Source organism: Sphingobacterium sp. JUb20, assembly GCF_004342035.1.
Lineage (GTDB): Bacteria > Bacteroidota > Bacteroidia > Sphingobacteriales > Sphingobacteriaceae > Sphingobacterium > Sphingobacterium anhuiense.
Genome location: NZ_SLYV01000005.1, coordinates 338774 through 355983, shown reverse-complemented (window position 1 = coordinate 355983; position 17210 = coordinate 338774). Strand labels below are relative to the sequence as shown.

Sequence of the window (17210 nt, the reverse complement as noted above, 5' to 3'; positions counted from 1 at the left end):
TAACATTTCCTTAATGACAACTTTACATCTTGATAGCATTGATTGGATAGCTTTGTCTACCATAAAATGGATTGCAATTGCAAATCCTGAAACGATCTGCCAAATACATGTACTGCTATGGATAACTTTCTAATTACAGATACCTCACAACAACCTATTGCTATCGACATGCATAAGTTTGCACAGTTGTATGAAACATATGCAAATGCTGTATACGCTAATATTCTGCGTTTGGTTAAACGACCTGAATGTGCTGAGGATTTATTGCAAGAGGTATTTACTGCACTTTGGCAAAATAGACTAAAGCTGGTGGATGAAAAATCAATTCCTGGGTGGCTATTTGTGGTGAGCTATAATAAATCCATTACTTTCCTTAAGAAAAAGGTGAAAGAAGCTATTGAAAGTGTGGATACTTATGATCAATACCTACAACTTGAAAATGAAGATGTGATTGATGAAGATCTGTATGAACAGCAAATCAGGATGATCCATCAGGCGGTTGAAAAATTACCAAAAAAGAAACGGGAGGTTTTTAAACTTTGCCGATTTGAAGGGAGATCTGCGGATGAGGTCGCAAAAATAATGGGGATAAGCAGTCATTCTGTTAAAGATTATCTGAAACAGTCTAACCGTGCAATCAAAGATTATATCCAAAATGAGGCTCCATATACTGCACTGGGACTATTGGTGATCTTTTATACCGAGCATCTTTAGAATTTACATAATCTTAATCATTTGTTAATCCAAAATTTCATCCCCTAAACCATCATTGCTAGTATTTATACCAACGATATGAATACAAAGCAACTTATACAGAAATTTTGGTCCGGTTATGCTTCTCCAAAGGAGAAACAGCAATTACTCGACCAACTCGAAATAAAAGATCATGAACTCAAAGCGGAACTGCAAGAGGAATTTGATCAGCCGACTCTTTTATCGGAGAGACTAAGCCCAGAACAAAAAAAGAAAGTTTATGACCGTCTCATCGCGACTATCGGAGACCACTCTGCTCGTAAAAAACAATCGTTATCCCGTATTATTGTCAAAATAGCGGCAAGTTTACTTCTCGTTGCAGGTGGAGTCTCGATTATTTGGAAAAATCAACAGGATTTTGTTCATACTTCGGTCACAGTACTACCCCTTCAAAAGCGGATTGTGAGCAGCACCAGTGTATTTGTGAGACATATATTGCCAGATGGTACAAGCGTCACTTTATCTCCTCATAGTTCCCTGACTTATAACCCTCAGTTTACGGATACCTCCCGTATGCTTTCTCTAACCGGAAAAGGAAAGTTTGATGTTACAAAAGATAAACACCGACCTTTTACGGTTATCTCAAATGGAATAGCAACTACTGCTCTGGGTACAGTCTTTATCATTGATGGGCAAAATAATAAAGAGACCAATATTCATCTGGTAGAAGGATCTATCCGAGTAGCCCCTACAGCCCAAAGTTTGCACAGATTTCATGAAACGGTATTGCGTGCCGGCGAACAGATCGTCATCAATAATATGACCCAGCTATTGGAATGGAAAATCTCAAAAAAAGCGAAAAGTCCTATCAAGAATACGGATCCTATTCCGCAGCATAGCGTTGCTGTATCGTTAGCAGCAACTTCTTCAAGTCTGAATTTTGAAAAAGAAAATCTAAAAACGGTATTTGCTTCAATCGCAAAAGCAAAGCAGGTTGCAATTATATATGACGGTGTGAACGTCAATCAACTGACCTTTACCGGTGCTTTTGAGGCATCTGAAAGCATCGAAAATATCCTACATATTTTATGTGGTCTAAACGAGCTTGAATATAGAAAAGAGCAATCTACTTACTATGTGAGCAAAAAGGCTGAATCTTCCAATTAATGAGCTGATCCACTGAAATTTCCTTGGATAGACAAAGTATAATTAATGTATTACGTGAAATCATATTGACTAATTTTTTAAAATAAACATGAAAATTAACGAACACCTAAAAAAACGAGCATTGATTTTCGCACTGGGGAGCATTGTGCTTACATCTCCGCTGTACGGGCAACAAAAAGGTCGTGTAAAAGGAACTGTCGTCAGCCAAACAGGTTCGCTCCTGTCTGGCGTAACTGTTACGGTCACCGATTCTCTGAACAAAGTGATCACCAATACCGCCACAGATGCTAAGGGACTATTTCTATTTGAATCCCTTGAAGCTGGTAAATCGTATAACATTCGATTTTCAATCGTCGGTTATGGAAACAAAGAGGAAAATAATTTTATTGTTAAACCTGCGGACAATAACTCCATTTTGATCCGAATGGAAGAAGGTTCTTCTCAACTGGACGAGGTTGTTGTGGTGGGTTACGGTACGCAAAAAAAAGCTAATCTTACTGGAGCTGTCGATATGGTCGGCAAAGAAGTGTTTGAAGGACGCATGGCTGCTAATGCAACGCAAATGCTACAAGGTGCTGTTCCAAATTTAAATATCAATCTGGCCGATGGCAAACCGAGCCGTTCAGCGAGTTTTAACATACGCGGCACGACTTCCATTGGTCAAGGTGGAGCTGCTCTTGTTCTGATTGATGGTGTGGAAGGTGATCCTGCAAATTTAAACCCGGATGACATTGAGTCTGTATCTGTTTTAAAAGATGCTTCATCGGCTGCGATATATGGATCGAGGGGTACTTTTGGCGTAGTACTTATCAGTACAAAAAAAGCAAAACAGGGTCGCACTTCTGTCAATTATTCGGGTTCCCTGGCAAGCCAGAAGCCGACCGCAACGCCTCAATTTGTAACGGACGGCTATACCTATGCATCCCATTTTTCGGAGGCTTACAATTCCTGGAATAATTATTCATCAATTCCGAGTAAGATGAACAAGACACAACCTTTTTCACTGGCCTGGCTGGAAGAATTTAAAAGGCGCAATGATGCCGGTATTCAGGAACAGGTGACTGTCGATGGTAATGGAAATTACGTGTATTATGGCAATGAAGATTATTATAAAGCTTTGATCAAGGATAATACGATGGCTCAGAACCATAATATCGCGATCAATGGATCTTCTGGAAAAACAGATTTTTACCTTTCGGGAAGATACTATGGCTACGATGGTCTATATCGCTATAATACCGATAAATTTAGAAGTCTTAATTTAAGAGCAAAGGGAGGCATACAGGTGACCAACTGGTTACGTATCGCTAATAATTTAGACTATTCGGCCAAAAAGTACCATATCCCGATGACTGTTGGTGAAGGCGGAAATATTCTGCGTAACATCGCCGATGAAGGGCATCCGACCTCTCCTATCTTCAATCCTGATGGAACGCTTTCATATTCTGCGGCATATTCTGTGGGAGATTTTATCATGAGTAAAAATGGTAAAGATACCGATGATGGTCTATTGCGTAATACAACAAGTTTTGAAACTAAATTTTTCAACAACACGTTCAGAGTAAAGGGAGATTTCACTTTTATGAATAAGGATGATGTGGCGACAAGAATACGTATTCCTATTCCCTATAGTATAAAGGAGGGTGAAATCCTTCAGCTGGCAACCCAGTATAATGATATATCAAAGTATGTGCTTCAAGAACGTAACTTATTTACAAATATCTATGCGGAGTATGAGAATACGTTTAAACAGAATCACTACTTTAAAGGGTTAATTGGGTATAACTATGAGCAAAAGGTAAGAGAAAGTGTTGATGTTTCTAAAAATGGACTATTAACCAATGATGTCAGCAATATTAATCTTGCTCTTGGGGATGCCATTACTGCTTCTGGTAATTATGAAAAATACCGGATCGCAGGATTATTTTTTAGAGCTAACTATGCTTACAAAGACCGCTATCTGTTTGAAGTGAACGGTCGTTATGATGGCTCTTCCAAATTCCCGATAGGTTCGCAATGGGCATTCTTTCCTTCTGCTTCTTTGGGCTGGAGAGCATCGCAGGAAGATTTTTGGTCTGTAAATCCTGAAATTATCTCAGATTTGAAATTTCGAGGCTCCTATGGCTCTTTAGGGAATGGTAATATTAAATCCTATTCCTTTTTACAGATTTATAACATCAGTACTTCTGACCGTATCATAAACGGTGAACGGCCACGCTATACGCAACAACCGGTAGTACTGCCCGATCAGCTGACCTGGGAAACCGCGACCACTGCCAATTTCGGTGTGGATATGAGTTTCTTAAATGGTAAACTGCAATTGGTAGCCGATATGTATACACGTAAAACAACTGATATGTTTACTGTAGGCATGACTTTGCCGGATATATTTGGTGCTACATCTCCTAAAGGAAACTATGCTGATATGACCACAAATGGTTATGAACTTACACTTTCTTACAACAATCGATTTGATGTGGCGGGTAAATCATTGCGCTATAGTATTAGAGGAACCTTAGCTGACTATAAATCTAAAATCGATAAATACAATAATCTAACGGGTACGTTAGGCGATTACTATGCCGGTCAAACAGTCGGTGAAATCTGGGGATACGAAACTCAAGGTCTGTTCCAATCGCAAGCGGAGATTGACAATGCCGCAAAGCAGATTTTAATCAAATCGTCTAGTGCTGGTATTGTGTATCCAGGCGATGTCCGTTTTGCAGATCTAAACGGTGACGGGAAGATCGATTACGGCACCAATACATTAGACAATCATGGTGATAAAAAAATCATCGGCAATAAGGATCCCCGGTATATCTATGGATTTAACTTTAATGCGGACTGGAACGGCATATTATTGTCCACATTTTTTCAGGGAGTAGGCCGTCAAAACTGGTATCCAAGCAATGAATCAATTTTCTGGGGACAATATAATAGACCGTACAATAATCTGCCGGAATGGCACTTAAATAACTACTGGACTGAGAACAACAAAGGTGCTTACCTACCGCGCTACGCTGGCTATAACCAGTCTATCAAAGAAACGCCTCAAACACGTTACTTACAAAATGTGGGTTACATTAGACTGAAAAATATTCAAGTTGGATATAGTCTTCCTAAATCTATCGTATCACGATGGGGCTTTCAGGATATAAAAGCTTCGCTATCGGGTGAAAACCTATGGAGCTGGTCACCGTTCTATAAGCATACACGCGATCTGGATGTAAGCAATATCGGTTCATCCGACCCGGATATCAGCGACAGCAATGCTGGTGATGGCTTCAACTATCCGACCATGAAATCAATCAGCTTAGGTATATCAGTCACTTTTTAACATTTATGATTAGAAAGATGCTTCTGGATAATCAGAAGCATTATGCAACGATTAAGAAAAAACACACATGAAAAAGATATTCTATTTATTAAGTATACTGGCTTTATGCAGCAGCTGTGAGCTAAATGAATTTCCGGAATCGTCAGCCTTAGAAGAAGACGTATTTGGAACCGAGGGAGGACTCCGTCGCTATTCGATCTCATTTTACAATGATCTGCCTTCTTCTTCTGATGCCTACAGATTGGACCAGATGTCTGATTATGGCGCTGTCAATAACCTCGACAATTTTTTAAAATTGAATGCCTATACGGCACAGACAAGTTCTGGATGGGATTGGAAGAACCTTAGAAATATCAATCATTTTTTAGCAAGCAATAACCGGTCAAACGTATCGGAAACAAGTCGTAACCATTACAATGCTGTTGCTCGCTTTTTTAGAGCATACTTTTACTATAAAATGGTCACTCGTTTTGGCGATGTGCCCTGGGTGGATAAGGCTCTTTCAATTACTGACAACGATATCTTATATGGTGACCGCGGAGACCGTACTGTAGTGATGGATCATATCTTGGCAGATCTGGATTATGCCTACGCGAATATACAGACCAGCTCCTCTACAGACGGTTCCGAGATCACGAAATGGACTGCTCTGGGACTGAAAACAAGAATTGCACTTTTTGAAGCTTCATTTCGTAAATACCATACTGAGCTGGGCTTAGCATCAACTGCAAACAAATATTATAAACAGGTGGTGGATGCCGCTCAGGAACTGATGACAAAGGGACCGCACAGTATCTATACCGCTAAAGGCCCCGAACTATCGCAACGTCAGCTTTTTGTCAGTGATGCTGCAGTTACTCAAGAGGTCATGCTAGCTATTGCTTTTAATAAGAACCTGGCCATCCTAAGTTCTGCGAACTGGTATTGGACTTCTCCGACCTATGGCCCACGTTATAGTTTTGTAAGACCGTTTATCAATACGATATTAAACCGAGATGGTACACCATATACGAATAGAACGGGGTACAATACACAAGAGTTTTATGATGAGTGTCAAAATAGAGATTACCGCTTATCTCAGCTGATCCGTACCCCAGGCTATAAAATAGATGGAAAACCAGCAGCACCAAATTTTAATGGTTATTCGTACACAGGTTATCAGCCAATAAAATATACACTTGATGAAAGTAAATATGATAATGGCCAGCTAAATACGAATGCTATTCCATTGATGCGCTATGCAGAAGTACTGCTTAATTATGCTGAGGCACGTGCTGAATTGGGTGAAATTACAGATGGCGACTGGCAAAAAACTATTGGTGCACTACGTTCGCGTGCAGGTATTACAGGAGGTACCTCGCAATTACCGACAGTGATTGATACTTACATCAAAGAAAAATTCTTTAAAGATATCGACAACCCTGTACTGCTAGAAATAAGACGTGAAAGACAAGTTGAACTGGCGCTTGAAGGTTTTAGATTTAATGATCTAAAAAGATGGAATGCGGGTCATATCATGGCTTCTTTAGAATGGTCCGGTATCTATATTCCGGAATTGGACAAACCGATGGATCTGGATCGCGACGGCAATGTAGATGTTATCTTCTATGATGGCAATAATAAAGGTCCTTCGGTAACGGTTGGAGCCAAAGTTGCAAAAATAGCTATTGGTGGACCAGCGACTAACTACCAGACGTTAACTGCAGATAAACATCTGGAGTGGCTTAAAGCGCAGACACGTACCTGGTATGATGACGGCAGACAGTACTACTATCCAATACCAAGCAATGCGATTGTTTTAAACAAAAATTTGAAAAATTATCCTTTCTGGCAATAGTAGGTCTGCTGCTTAACCTAGTAAAATGAATATTTAGAAAAAATATGAAAACACGCTATATCAAAACCATGCTCTGCCTCATGATTTCGGCAGTTACATTAACTGCTCAGGCTCAAAAAATGCGTGTGGCGACGTATAATCTTCGCTATGATACGCCTAATGATAGTCTGGACCGCTGGCAAAACAGAGTGACTCCGATCGCACAATTAATCCAATTTCATGAATTTGATATCTTTGGGACACAAGAAGCATTAAAGAATCAATTGGATGACCTTAGTAAGCAACTTCCTCAATTTGAACGTTATGGACTAGGACGAGATGACGGTAAAGCTGCGGGCGAGCATGCGGCAATTTATTATAAAAAGGACCGTTTTGAGCTGGTCAGTAAAGGCGACTTTTGGTTATCTGAAACTCCAGATAGACCGAGTCTAGGATGGGACGCGCCATCCAACATCAGAATATGTACTTGGATACAGCTAAAAGATAAGGATTCTAAAAAGTCGTTCTTCCTCTTCAATGCTCATTACGACCATCGCGGAATATTAGCCCGCAAAGAATCGAGCTTGTTAATATTAAAAAAGATTACTGAAATCGCAAAAGAACAGCCAGTTATACTTATGGGTGATTTTAATGGCGATAGCAATTCTGAATGGTATAAGAGTTTAGCGACATCTGATTTATTGAAAGATACTTATCATATGGTAAGCATGCCCTATGCTTTAAATGGAAGCTCCAATGGTTTTCGGACAGGTGAAAAATTCCCTGTTCATAATACGATCATTGATCATATTTTTGTATCTAAACACTTCAAAGGTCATAAATGGGGTATTTTGACAGATACTTATTCCGGTAAATTTCCTTCAGACCATTTCCCTGTACTTACTGTACTGGAACTCTAATGATACATTTTAAGCTAAAAAGCTGTACTACCTAAAAAATAGTACGGCTTTTTTGCGATATAAATTATTCTAACTATTTTCAATTAGCTCTGTTTTTTGATCCAAATTCTTCAAATCTACCGTAATCAGTGTATCGATACTGATCTGATGATATTGACATAATTTCAATAAGACTTCTATCGGAGGCTCTGAGAGGGCTTCCTCGTACTTCGCGTACCTAGCGCGTGTAATGGTTAAGTCTGCTGCTATCTCGCGCTGTGATATCCCTTTTTGTGCTCTTAAATACTTCAAGTTTTTTGACAACATCATACTGCTAATATTTATAGCTTCAAATTTAATAAAAATACTAATATAATTAGTATTTTTGTTGTATCATATTTTAATAAGCATAATAGGAACGTTACTATATATAAATCCGAAGAGCCAGCTGCTGTTTTTGATAACCAAAAAACGTACAATTGGAGACTCTAAAGTTTATAGTAAATGAAGAAAACACCTATTGACTGTTACCACTTTACTAAAACATATACGATGAATTTATTTAATGACACTGAAATATTCGCACCTGGCCATGGAGGTAAGGTTGTATTCGATCTACCTGATACGGAACTCATGCTAATTGATTCTTTTTTTTCAAAGGAAGAATCGGACCATTACTACAATACTTTGCTCCATACTACGAAATGGCGCGAATATGAAATGGAGATCTTTGATAAAACAGTTAAAGCGCCACGCATGATCGCTTGGTATGAAGATAAAAGCAATTTGGGTGCTGATCCCGCAGGTCCTGACTGGACCACAGCACTATTAGCCATCCGAAAACGAGTGGAAGAAGAAACTGGTTTAAGCTTTAATGCTGTTTTGCTCAACCTCTACCGTAACGGGAAAGATGGTGTTGCGTGGCATAGTGATCATACTGATAAGTCTGGTCCTAATCCTGTGATTGCATCGGTCAGTTTTGGGGAAACACGTTTATTCCGATTGCGTCATAAATTTCTAAAGGATATAAAGCAGATCGAAATTCCTCTGCATCATGGATCTTTCCTGCTGATGGCTGGTACGACAAACAGTTGCTGGCAGCACCAGGTACCTAAAACAGCTCGACAAATCCTGCCCAGAATAAATCTGACCTTTAGAAGGGTCTGCCGTACTAATACTCGTGACGATGTGGCTTTATAGGAGTGTCCGGCTGTTAAAATTTAATTTACATTAAAATCCATCAACCGGACACTGTTTATGAAAACGATCGTCTTAAAATACGAGTTTTATTTTCTTTTATTGTTCCCAAACGAGTGCACTTGCACCTAAAATTGCGGCATCTGCTTCAGGAAGTTCACTAAATACCAATCTCACTTTATCTCTAAAGATGGGAAGTAGGTTTCTTTCCATATGTAATTTTGCAGGCTTGAGAATAAAGTCTCCGGCTTGAATAACTCCGCCAAACAATAAGATCGCCTCAGGAGATGAAAACATCACAAAATTAGCTAATGCTTCACCCAGCTTCTGTCCTGTATAGCGGAATACTTCAATAGCAATTGGATCTTCTTTTATGGCACACTCGTAAACTGTTTTAGAATTGATTGATTCTTCTGGATATTGATTGAGCATAGAACTTGGAAATTCTGCTCTCATTTTCTTTGCTGTAATGGCTATGCCGGTAGCAGATGCATATGCTTCCAAACTTCCTTCCGAACCTGTACTCCAGTGTTTTCTACCTCCTGGTTTTACAATGGTATGTCCTAACTCTCCCGCAAAACCATCATGTCCATAGATTACATTTCCATTGGCAACGATTCCGCTTCCTACACCTGTTCCTAAAGTAATCATGATAAAATCTTTCATACCACGTGCTGCTCCGAAAAGCATCTCTCCCAAAGCTGCCGCATTCGCATCGTTGGTAATGGTACACTCCATACCAAATTTATTTTCCATAAGTTCGGCAAAAGGAATTACACCTTTCCAAGGTAAATTAGGAGCTAATTCTACCGTACCTGTATAGTAATTACCGTTAGGTACACCGAGACCAATTCCATCAAAGTTTTTCACTGTACCGTATTTCTCGATAAGTGGAGAAACCTGAAGATATAATGCATCAATAAAATCTTCTATTTTCTTATATTCATCTGTTCTTAGGGATCCTTTTTCTAGAACTTCCCCGCGATGATTTACCACTCCGAATTTCGTATTGGTTCCACCAATATCGATTCCGAGAGCGACTCGTCTTGACAAGTTTGTTAACGCCATTTCTCTGTTTAATATGCTAAATCGCTAAAACTATAAAAAAAAATGTATAAATGCGCTATTTAAAAATACTTAATCGATCTTAATGTGTGCTTTATGGAGAGAAAAATGCACTAAAAAGGCATCGCTACTCGATAATAAACGGATATATATTTTTACAAAAAAGTTTCTGGTTAAGGTAACGGAGTACATAATTCAATTAGAAAACCATCTAAATCTCTCACATATGAAACGGTCTGTCCCCACGGCTTGACTGTAGGCTGTTCAACAATAATTCCATTATACTCCCATACTTTGTCTACTAGATCTTCAACATTATCCGTGATAACGCCCAATTCTATTCCAAAAGGTTTCGCTAAACGAGAACTTTCCTGATATCCTGCACTCAAATTAGTCTGTGCTAAACTGTGTTTGGCAAATGAAATGGTGGTTTCTCCTGTTATTAATTCGCCGTAATCTTTTTCAGGTGTTATAAATTTTCGTACAAAGCCAAATACTTGTTCATAAAACTGAATGGCCCGTGTCACATCGGACACATATAAGATAGTATATTTAAATTTGATCATTTTTAACTGTTTTGTTTCTTCAAAATTTTACCTTTTCTATTTTCGCTATATCAATTTGACGTTGTATCATTACTGGAAATAGCCAAGTTCGTCGTCCTACTATGTTTTAACTAACACAAAAATAAGTCTGCTAATGACAACAGTATGTCAGTAAACCTTATTAAAAAACGATAAAAAATAAAAAAGCCTTTTCGAAGTGATCAAGGCTTTTTATAGTTCAATTACAGCTTAATCGGTTCTACTATTGTCAAGTGCTCCTGCTGCTGCACCTAAAGCCACCACCCCTCCTAACAGCAAAGCATTTTCACCTTTTACTTTCTTATAAGCCATTAGATCACCTTGTTTTGTATAATACTCAAGTACATTATTTAATGATGTACCAGTCTGAAATAATGTTTCAGCATAAAATTTTTGTTCTGTAGTTCTGAAAGTAACCTCGCCATTATTCAACACAGAATAGCTCAAAAAACTGCTCAGGATATAAGGCGAATCCTGTATGTTAAACTTGGCTTGTTGAACATTATATGTTCCACCGTTCATGCCATACCGCACAACTTTTTCTTTTTTTGCTTGGGATACCGATTTCTTTACATCATCGCGAAGATCAAAAAACCTTCCATCAACAAACGTATGAGGTGGTATTAATAACATATCTTTAGGTAATGTTGCTGTGCCGTTAAAATATCCATGAATAATATCCTCACTAAAAGCGGAAACATTCTGATTCACTTTACCTTTTAAATCTATCTGGTTGTTAGCGTAACTAAGGGCCTTTCCGTTGATTACTAGTGCAGAATTTTTTAAGTTCCACATGATTGGATGATCTAATTTATTTTCAACCTTAACATATACTTTACCATCCTTCCCCGCAAAAGAGTATTGAACAGCCAAAGTGTCATTTGTGTATAAGAAAGTTCCTTGGTCTTTTTCTTTAATCGTATTGGTGGTATTAACAGTCATCAGGTAATTTGAAGAACAAGCTGACAAGAATAAAGCAGTGCAGAGCGGAATAAATGATTTGTACATCTTCATTTTCAATATTGGTTAATTTAGTAATGGGTTCTTAGCGCGATAAACTTTGAAAGTTTCGTCTGTGATACCCTAAGATATTACAAATATTTAAAAATAAAGTAGCCCTATAACCTATATTTCACTTTATTAATTACCTAATGACCCTAACAAGCTGTAAACTTTGTATTTAAATTGACCCAGGAACATGTAAATTATTCTAAAAATCGTGCGATCTGTGATACCGTAAATGTGATTAATTCTTCATCTACTATCCCTGATTCATCGGCCATCATATACCCGCCGTGGGTGGCAGGAAGTATGCATAATCTTGCATCAGGGAGCAACTGACTGATGGTTGCGGCATGTGTGACTGTAACAACATCTCGATCTCCATAAATGAGCAGAACAGGATTTTTAATATGCTGCATATCACGATCTTTCCAGTCTTCAAAATGGATCATACGCTGACTGTCTTTTTGAAACATATTATGCAACTCATCTATATTCGAATTTAGTTTCAGAAAGTTCTCTTTCAGATAGGTCGGCATATTATCAATTGTGGCCTGTTCCATTGCTTGAAAGAAACCTGGTATCAGGCCATTTCTTTTATAAACTCCAGAGGCTGCTACGATCTTCACGACGCGATCTGGGCAAATCTTTGCTATCTCTAAGGCAGTCGTAGCACCATTGCTAAATCCAAAAAAAGAGGCTTTAGGTACTCCCAACAGATCCAATAATGCGACAATATCCTTTGCATCCTGTTCAAAAGTTTCTGGTTCTTCCCTATGATCTGAGCGTCCGTGATTTTGCAGATCAATGCCGATCAGCAAAAAGCGTTCTTGTAACCGGATAATCGTTTCTCTAAAATCAAACTGTATAGAACCCGCCCCTCCATGAATCAAAACCAAAGGTTCACCTGCTCCATAAATTTCATGATACAGACGAATTCCGTTTACCTCTAAGTATCCTGTTACATGTGGTTCCATGCTAATATGTGATCTTGTCATCTACACCGTAACTCATACTCGAATAATTAAGGATACGTCTCATCAATGCCATCTGCCCGCCAAGATAATCCTGCCGACCTATACACATTCCGATAAAATTGAGTTTATCTTCTGTAACAAAAGGGATATTCATTCCAATCGGAAATAATTCAGACAACTGTTCATCATTGACGGCTAATAAACTCCGGTAAACTTTAGGAGATATTTTATGAAAACTAGCAATGAGATCGGCTAGAGTCGGGTATTGAAATTGTTCATCTAATGTCTTTCCCATATAAAACAAATCGTTATAGGGATCTGTTTCTTCCAAACCTAAAATGTTTGCTATTCCGTAACGTACATTGACAAAGTTGCCGGCCATCCAAATAATATGATTCGTTCGTCCATCGATCCGCTTCTTGGCATCCACTTCAGATATCCCAGATAACACACTTAAAAAAGTCTGTGTATGCATTCTATAAGCGGGAATAATCACTTCTAGTTTTGTTGATTTTGGCTTATCCATTGTTTATTGATTTAGCGATGGTTGACTACCATCTGTTTAATCAAAAATAAACAATAGATCATAAAGTCTCCTTGCCCTATGACAAGAAAACAAACTATCGTCTGCCATTTAAGTCTTGGACTGGTTTACAGTGTCGCAAGTTCTAATTCAAGAAACGCTTGTGGTAAATACTGAATAATATCGGAGGGAAGAAGACTATAAGTACCGATGGTTTTAACTGCCAAATCTGCTGCCTTTCCATGTAAATATACACCCATGATTAACGCTTCGTTTGCAAGATATCCCTGTCCAAGCAATGCGGTTATAATCCCTGTTAATACATCGCCGCTGCCCCCTGTTGCCATCCCTACATTGCCTGTACTATTAAAGTAGCTCTTTCCGTCGCTCATCACCATTGCACTATTTGCTCCTTTTATCAATATATTGACCTGATATTTACTTGCAAATTCTTTTACTTTTTCTAATTTATCCCAATCGTCTATCCACGATCCTATAATCCGATTCAGTTCTTTTGGATGTGGAGTCAGAATGGTGTTTTTCGGTATAAAGTTCCATAACTCGGGATTTTTTGACATCATATTTAAGCCGTCGGCATCTATAATCAATGGCGTTTGGATTCCTCTACTTAAGTAATCTATCCAGGCTACACTTGTTTCTGCTGCGGTTCCCATTCCTACTCCAATGCCAACAGCCTGATAATTTGCTAAGTCGGGTATGGTGGTTATCACGTCATTATGATCATCCAATAAGACCATAGCTTCGGGCACAGCAGTCTGCATAATGATATGCCCGCAAGCAGGTACAAAGGCGGTAGCTAAACCACAGCCACTTCGCAAAGCTGCTTTCAGTGCCAGCTGGACAGACCCCATTTTTCCCTTGCTTCCCCCTATGATAATGCTATGCCCAAAAATGCCTTTATGTTCAAACTTTTTCCTTTTTCTATAGTATTTGAGTATTAACCCTTTTTCCACATAAATCAAATCGGAATTTTCTTTTTCAATAGCATTTTTACTCAATTGAATGTCCAGTACTTGAAAATCATCATAAAAAACTTGGTTCTGAGGCATTAATAATGCGAGCTTAGGCATTTGGAAAGTATATACCAAATCTGCGTGAATCACAGGAGCAGTAATCGATGTTGGTCTATCTGCCAATAAGCCTGAAGGCATATCAATGGCATATACAGGAACATCAGCTTCATTGATCTGCTTACAGATATAAGCCCATTTCCCGTCTAATTCTTCTCGAAGTCCATATCCGAAAAGACAATCTATAACAATGGTATTATCCGGGATTTGCAACTGATCTGTTTCGTTAAAAAAATGAATTTGCGCCGCGGATAATCTTGCCTGATTGCGGCTATTATCAGGCGCGTAAATTTCGGATTTTAGGACATATACCATCACATTGGCTAAATGTGCATCTAATAAACGTGCTAATACCAATCCATCTCCGCCATTATTTCCTTTTCCGCAGATGATGGTGAAATGTTGTTTTGGGAGATCTGGGTACTTGATCTTTAATGCAGCAAAGACCGTTTGGGAAGCTCTTTCCATTAAATCTAAGCTTGTTATTTGTTGTTCGTTGCAGGTCAGTACATCTGCGTTTATCATTTGTTTTGCGGTAAGAATTTTCATTTGATCCAGGTATAAGCTAAATATACTTGTATTTATTTAATGTTTAATTTTATAAATTCCTGATCGAGATTAATCAATTCTGGCAGTGCATAAAATGAAAAATAGGTAACACTTGCCCATTCTCTATCTTGCAAAAGTAGGCTATATGAGCGTATACAGTTTTGAATGTGATTTTGATAGAGTTTAATCCAATGACCTTCATTTTTGATGTCGTAATTTTGGAATTTTTTCTCAGCTTCTTGAGAAATGTAATCGAACTGTTTTTGATCTAGGGCAAGTGCTTTTCCTTTTATAACTTCTAGTAGCATAGGCTGGGTCTCTGTGTAGTAACGTTTGGCTCGCTTAATTGCGGAAAGCACTTTTTTATTCTTTGACTTTTGCTCTATCAGTTGGGTCATAAGTAATCCTTCGGTACGCATGAAAACAATGTTCGTCAGGATCGCTTCTTCCTGCGATACCTGCTTTAACTGCTGGGGGTTGGCATTTACAAAAGTTGTAATGAAAAAAAGTAGTAAAGGTATGCGCATATGTCTCACATCTGGTCGCTTGAAATAATCTGTACAACTTTTAAACAAATTACATCCTCTTATTGTTTAGATTTTCTCTATTTCAAGTTAAAAAACAACCATTTATATCTAGAAATCGAAAAAATTAAAGCGCTCCAAAATATATAAATAGACCCTTCATGCTTAGGTGATCAATTCATGAGGAGATGGTCAAGAGCTGTTTATGATAACTAAAAAATCCCTATTCATGTTTTGCAAATGGCTGTTATCAGGGATAAAAATGGTAAAAAACAATCATGACTTTTGTGTTAGAATTACATTAATATCATGAAGAGAATAACACTAACACTAGCAACAGTGTGCTTAATGAGCTTAAGTGCCCTAGCTCAATCCAACAAGTTTTTTCGTATCGATTACGGAATAAAATCGGGAGAAAACAATGGACAGCTGGATGATACGCAATTAAGAGCTTGGGTGAATCAGGATTATATGCGCATCGCTTATACGCAGGATGAAAGTCACATCGAGATAAAAGATAAGAAAAAATTAAAATCATTTATTTTAGTTCCTAACTCTCAAGAGTACTTGATGCTACAAGACGGTACCAAAAATGATTACACTGATATCCAGATCGAATACATAAAAGGCCAAGAGAAAAAAATAGCGGGATATACATGTAAACTAGCAATAATTAATATAGGAACTGATGAGGAGTCTGGCGAGGATGTAAAACTTGCGGTTTATTATACTGAGCAAATCCCTAATTTATCTTGGGCGGAATTCAATTTCTTAGAAACTTTACCTGGGGCACCATTGTCAATTACGGTATCGGGAGATGGCTACATTGCAAAAAAGATCGACTCTGAGGAATTGACTCAAGAGCTATTCGAAATTCCAGAAAGTTATACTGAAATGCAAGCTGATTGTGCAATAAGATATGATGATCTTCAAGTTGCTGATAATCGCTATATTTTCACTAATGAAACCGGAGATTTATATGGACTAAAAGATGAGAATGATAAAGTTCTTTTACAACCTAAGTATACTTTTATAGCACCTTTTCATGGAGACATATCTATAGTAAACAATGCAGAGGATAAATTTGGAGCGATCAACTTAGCCGGTAAAGAAATTATTACGCTACAGCACGATTTTCTAAACTATTCTGACGACTCCAAAACATTCATGTACGGTGCACAAGATAAATACGGTTTATTACGTGCTGATGGAAGCGTTTTGATTAACGCAACATATGAGATGGTGAGTTTTCCGGAAAATGAGCTGATCCAATTCATGAAAAATGATAAAAGCGGTTTTATGAATGAGAAGGAGCAGGTGATCATACCAGCAGTACATGAACACATTTTCATGAGAAATAAAGACTATTTTATTACGTTCGAGGATACTTCTTATTCTTTACTCTCTATTAAAGATAATAAAAAAATAGCCGAAGGATATGAATATATGGCTTTACCTGATGAAGGAAATATTTTCTTAGCGATGAAAAATGGTAAGTATGGTTACATTGATGAAAAAGGTAAAACAATTATTCCTTTTAAATTTTCAACAGCACTTGCATTTGATAATGGTGTAGCCATTGTCTCGGAAGATGAAGCTGGTGAAAACATATATTATATTGATACTAAAGGTCAAGAGGTTGCTGCTGTAGAGGCTGAATAATATGAGAAAACTCCCATATTTAGTAAAATAAATATGGGAGTTTTCTTGCATTTATGGGGTTTAAACAACTATTTTAATGTTTCGATCTATACATTGTTTATAAAAAATGATATCTTAGTCTCCT

15 protein-coding genes are annotated in these 17210 nt (G+C 38.0%); 7 read left to right on the top strand and 8 right to left on the bottom strand.

Features of this window, described 5'->3' with window-relative positions; genetic code table 11:
- Window positions 1-117: 117 nt before the first annotated feature.
- The 5 genes from EDF66_RS10855 (at window position 118) to EDF66_RS10835 (ending at window position 7933) form a co-directional block, all read left to right on the top strand.
- A complete protein-coding gene (locus tag EDF66_RS10855) occupies window positions 118-714 on the top strand; it encodes an RNA polymerase sigma factor (protein ID WP_132842572.1) in 597 nt (198 codons plus the stop codon).
- 78 nt (window positions 715-792) lie between these two features.
- Window positions 793-1860 carry a FecR family protein gene (locus tag EDF66_RS10850; RefSeq protein WP_132842570.1) on the top strand — a complete coding sequence of 356 codons (1068 nt, stop codon included), beginning with the start codon at window positions 793-795 and terminating at the stop codon, window positions 1858-1860.
- 88 nt (window positions 1861-1948) lie between these two features.
- Window positions 1949-5197 (top strand): SusC/RagA family TonB-linked outer membrane protein, encoded by a 3249-nt coding sequence (locus EDF66_RS10845; RefSeq protein ID WP_132842569.1) that lies wholly within the window; start codon window positions 1949-1951, stop codon window positions 5195-5197.
- Window positions 5198-5264: 67 nt separating this feature from the next.
- The gene (locus tag EDF66_RS10840; RefSeq protein ID WP_132842567.1) at window positions 5265-7034 is read left to right on the top strand and encodes a RagB/SusD family nutrient uptake outer membrane protein; all 1770 of its coding nucleotides are present in this window, start codon (window positions 5265-5267) and stop codon (window positions 7032-7034) included.
- A 44-nt stretch (window positions 7035-7078) separates the two neighbouring features.
- The gene (locus tag EDF66_RS10835; RefSeq protein ID WP_132842566.1) at window positions 7079-7933 is read left to right on the top strand and encodes an endonuclease/exonuclease/phosphatase family protein; all 855 of its coding nucleotides are present in this window, start codon (window positions 7079-7081) and stop codon (window positions 7931-7933) included.
- 69 nt (window positions 7934-8002) lie between these two features.
- Here EDF66_RS10835 and EDF66_RS10830 read toward each other — a convergent pair whose 3' ends face one another.
- Window positions 8003-8224 carry a helix-turn-helix domain-containing protein gene (locus tag EDF66_RS10830; RefSeq protein ID WP_207898592.1) on the bottom strand — a complete coding sequence of 74 codons (222 nt, stop codon included), beginning with the start codon at window positions 8222-8224 and terminating at the stop codon, window positions 8003-8005.
- A gap of 192 nt (window positions 8225-8416) precedes the next feature.
- Between EDF66_RS10830 and EDF66_RS10825 the strand changes: the two genes are divergently transcribed.
- Entirely contained in the window at window positions 8417-9112 is a 696-nt protein-coding gene (locus EDF66_RS10825) for an alpha-ketoglutarate-dependent dioxygenase AlkB family protein (RefSeq protein ID WP_207898590.1), read from the top strand.
- A 96-nt stretch (window positions 9113-9208) separates the two neighbouring features.
- Here the strand turns inward: EDF66_RS10825 and EDF66_RS10820 are convergent, their stop codons facing one another.
- From EDF66_RS10820 to EDF66_RS10790, 7 genes are all read right to left on the bottom strand, one after another.
- Window positions 9209-10177 carry an ROK family protein gene (locus tag EDF66_RS10820; RefSeq protein ID WP_132773587.1) on the bottom strand — a complete coding sequence of 323 codons (969 nt, stop codon included), beginning with the start codon at window positions 10175-10177 and terminating at the stop codon, window positions 9209-9211.
- Window positions 10178-10347: 170 nt separating this feature from the next.
- A complete protein-coding gene (locus EDF66_RS10815; protein ID WP_132842562.1) occupies window positions 10348-10740 on the bottom strand; it encodes a VOC family protein in 393 nt (130 codons plus the stop codon).
- A gap of 228 nt (window positions 10741-10968) precedes the next feature.
- Entirely contained in the window at window positions 10969-11772 is an 804-nt protein-coding gene (locus EDF66_RS10810) for a hypothetical protein (RefSeq protein WP_132842561.1), read from the bottom strand.
- Window positions 11773-11963: 191 nt separating this feature from the next.
- A complete protein-coding gene (locus tag EDF66_RS10805; protein ID WP_132842559.1) occupies window positions 11964-12737 on the bottom strand; it encodes an alpha/beta fold hydrolase in 774 nt (257 codons plus the stop codon).
- Between the two features lies 1 nt (window position 12738).
- Window positions 12739-13263 carry a DinB family protein gene (locus EDF66_RS10800; protein ID WP_132842558.1) on the bottom strand — a complete coding sequence of 175 codons (525 nt, stop codon included), beginning with the start codon at window positions 13261-13263 and terminating at the stop codon, window positions 12739-12741.
- Between the two features lie 125 nt (window positions 13264-13388).
- A complete protein-coding gene (locus EDF66_RS10795) occupies window positions 13389-14900 on the bottom strand; it encodes an NAD(P)H-hydrate dehydratase (protein WP_132842556.1) in 1512 nt (503 codons plus the stop codon).
- Window positions 14901-14932: 32 nt separating this feature from the next.
- Window positions 14933-15427 carry a hypothetical protein gene (locus EDF66_RS10790; RefSeq protein ID WP_132842554.1) on the bottom strand — a complete coding sequence of 165 codons (495 nt, stop codon included), beginning with the start codon at window positions 15425-15427 and terminating at the stop codon, window positions 14933-14935.
- A gap of 306 nt (window positions 15428-15733) precedes the next feature.
- On the opposite strand from EDF66_RS10790, the gene EDF66_RS10785 reads away from it, so the two are divergent.
- Window positions 15734-17086 (top strand): WG repeat-containing protein, encoded by a 1353-nt coding sequence (locus EDF66_RS10785; RefSeq protein ID WP_132842553.1) that lies wholly within the window; start codon window positions 15734-15736, stop codon window positions 17084-17086.
- The last annotated feature ends 124 nt before the right edge of the window (window positions 17087-17210 follow it).

Excerpts from the sequence above, each read along its gene's own strand:
- EDF66_RS10855 (WP_132842572.1), top strand. The coding sequence starts at position 118 with ATGGATAACTTTCTAATTACAGATACCTCACAACAACCTATTGCTATC.
- EDF66_RS10850 (WP_132842570.1), top strand. The coding sequence starts at position 793 with ATGAATACAAAGCAACTTATACAGAAATTTTGGTCCGGTTATGCTTCT.
- EDF66_RS10845 (WP_132842569.1), top strand. The coding sequence starts at position 1,949 with ATGAAAATTAACGAACACCTAAAAAAACGAGCATTGATTTTCGCACTG.
- EDF66_RS10840 (WP_132842567.1), top strand. The coding sequence starts at position 5,265 with ATGAAAAAGATATTCTATTTATTAAGTATACTGGCTTTATGCAGCAGC.
- EDF66_RS10835 (WP_132842566.1), top strand. The coding sequence starts at position 7,079 with ATGAAAACACGCTATATCAAAACCATGCTCTGCCTCATGATTTCGGCA.
- EDF66_RS10825 (WP_207898590.1), top strand. The coding sequence starts at position 8,417 with ATGAAGAAAACACCTATTGACTGTTACCACTTTACTAAAACATATACG.
- EDF66_RS10820 (WP_132773587.1), bottom strand. The coding sequence starts at position 10,177 with ATGGCGTTAACAAACTTGTCAAGACGAGTCGCTCTCGGAATCGATATT.
- EDF66_RS10815 (WP_132842562.1), bottom strand. The coding sequence starts at position 10,740 with ATGATCAAATTTAAATATACTATCTTATATGTGTCCGATGTGACACGG.
- EDF66_RS10810 (WP_132842561.1), bottom strand. The coding sequence starts at position 11,772 with ATGAAGATGTACAAATCATTTATTCCGCTCTGCACTGCTTTATTCTTG.
- EDF66_RS10805 (WP_132842559.1), bottom strand. The coding sequence starts at position 12,737 with ATGGAACCACATGTAACAGGATACTTAGAGGTAAACGGAATTCGTCTG.
- EDF66_RS10800 (WP_132842558.1), bottom strand. The coding sequence starts at position 13,263 with ATGGATAAGCCAAAATCAACAAAACTAGAAGTGATTATTCCCGCTTAT.
- EDF66_RS10795 (WP_132842556.1), bottom strand. The coding sequence starts at position 14,900 with ATGAAAATTCTTACCGCAAAACAAATGATAAACGCAGATGTACTGACC.
- EDF66_RS10790 (WP_132842554.1), bottom strand. The coding sequence starts at position 15,427 with ATGCGCATACCTTTACTACTTTTTTTCATTACAACTTTTGTAAATGCC.
- EDF66_RS10785 (WP_132842553.1), top strand. The coding sequence starts at position 15,734 with ATGAAGAGAATAACACTAACACTAGCAACAGTGTGCTTAATGAGCTTA.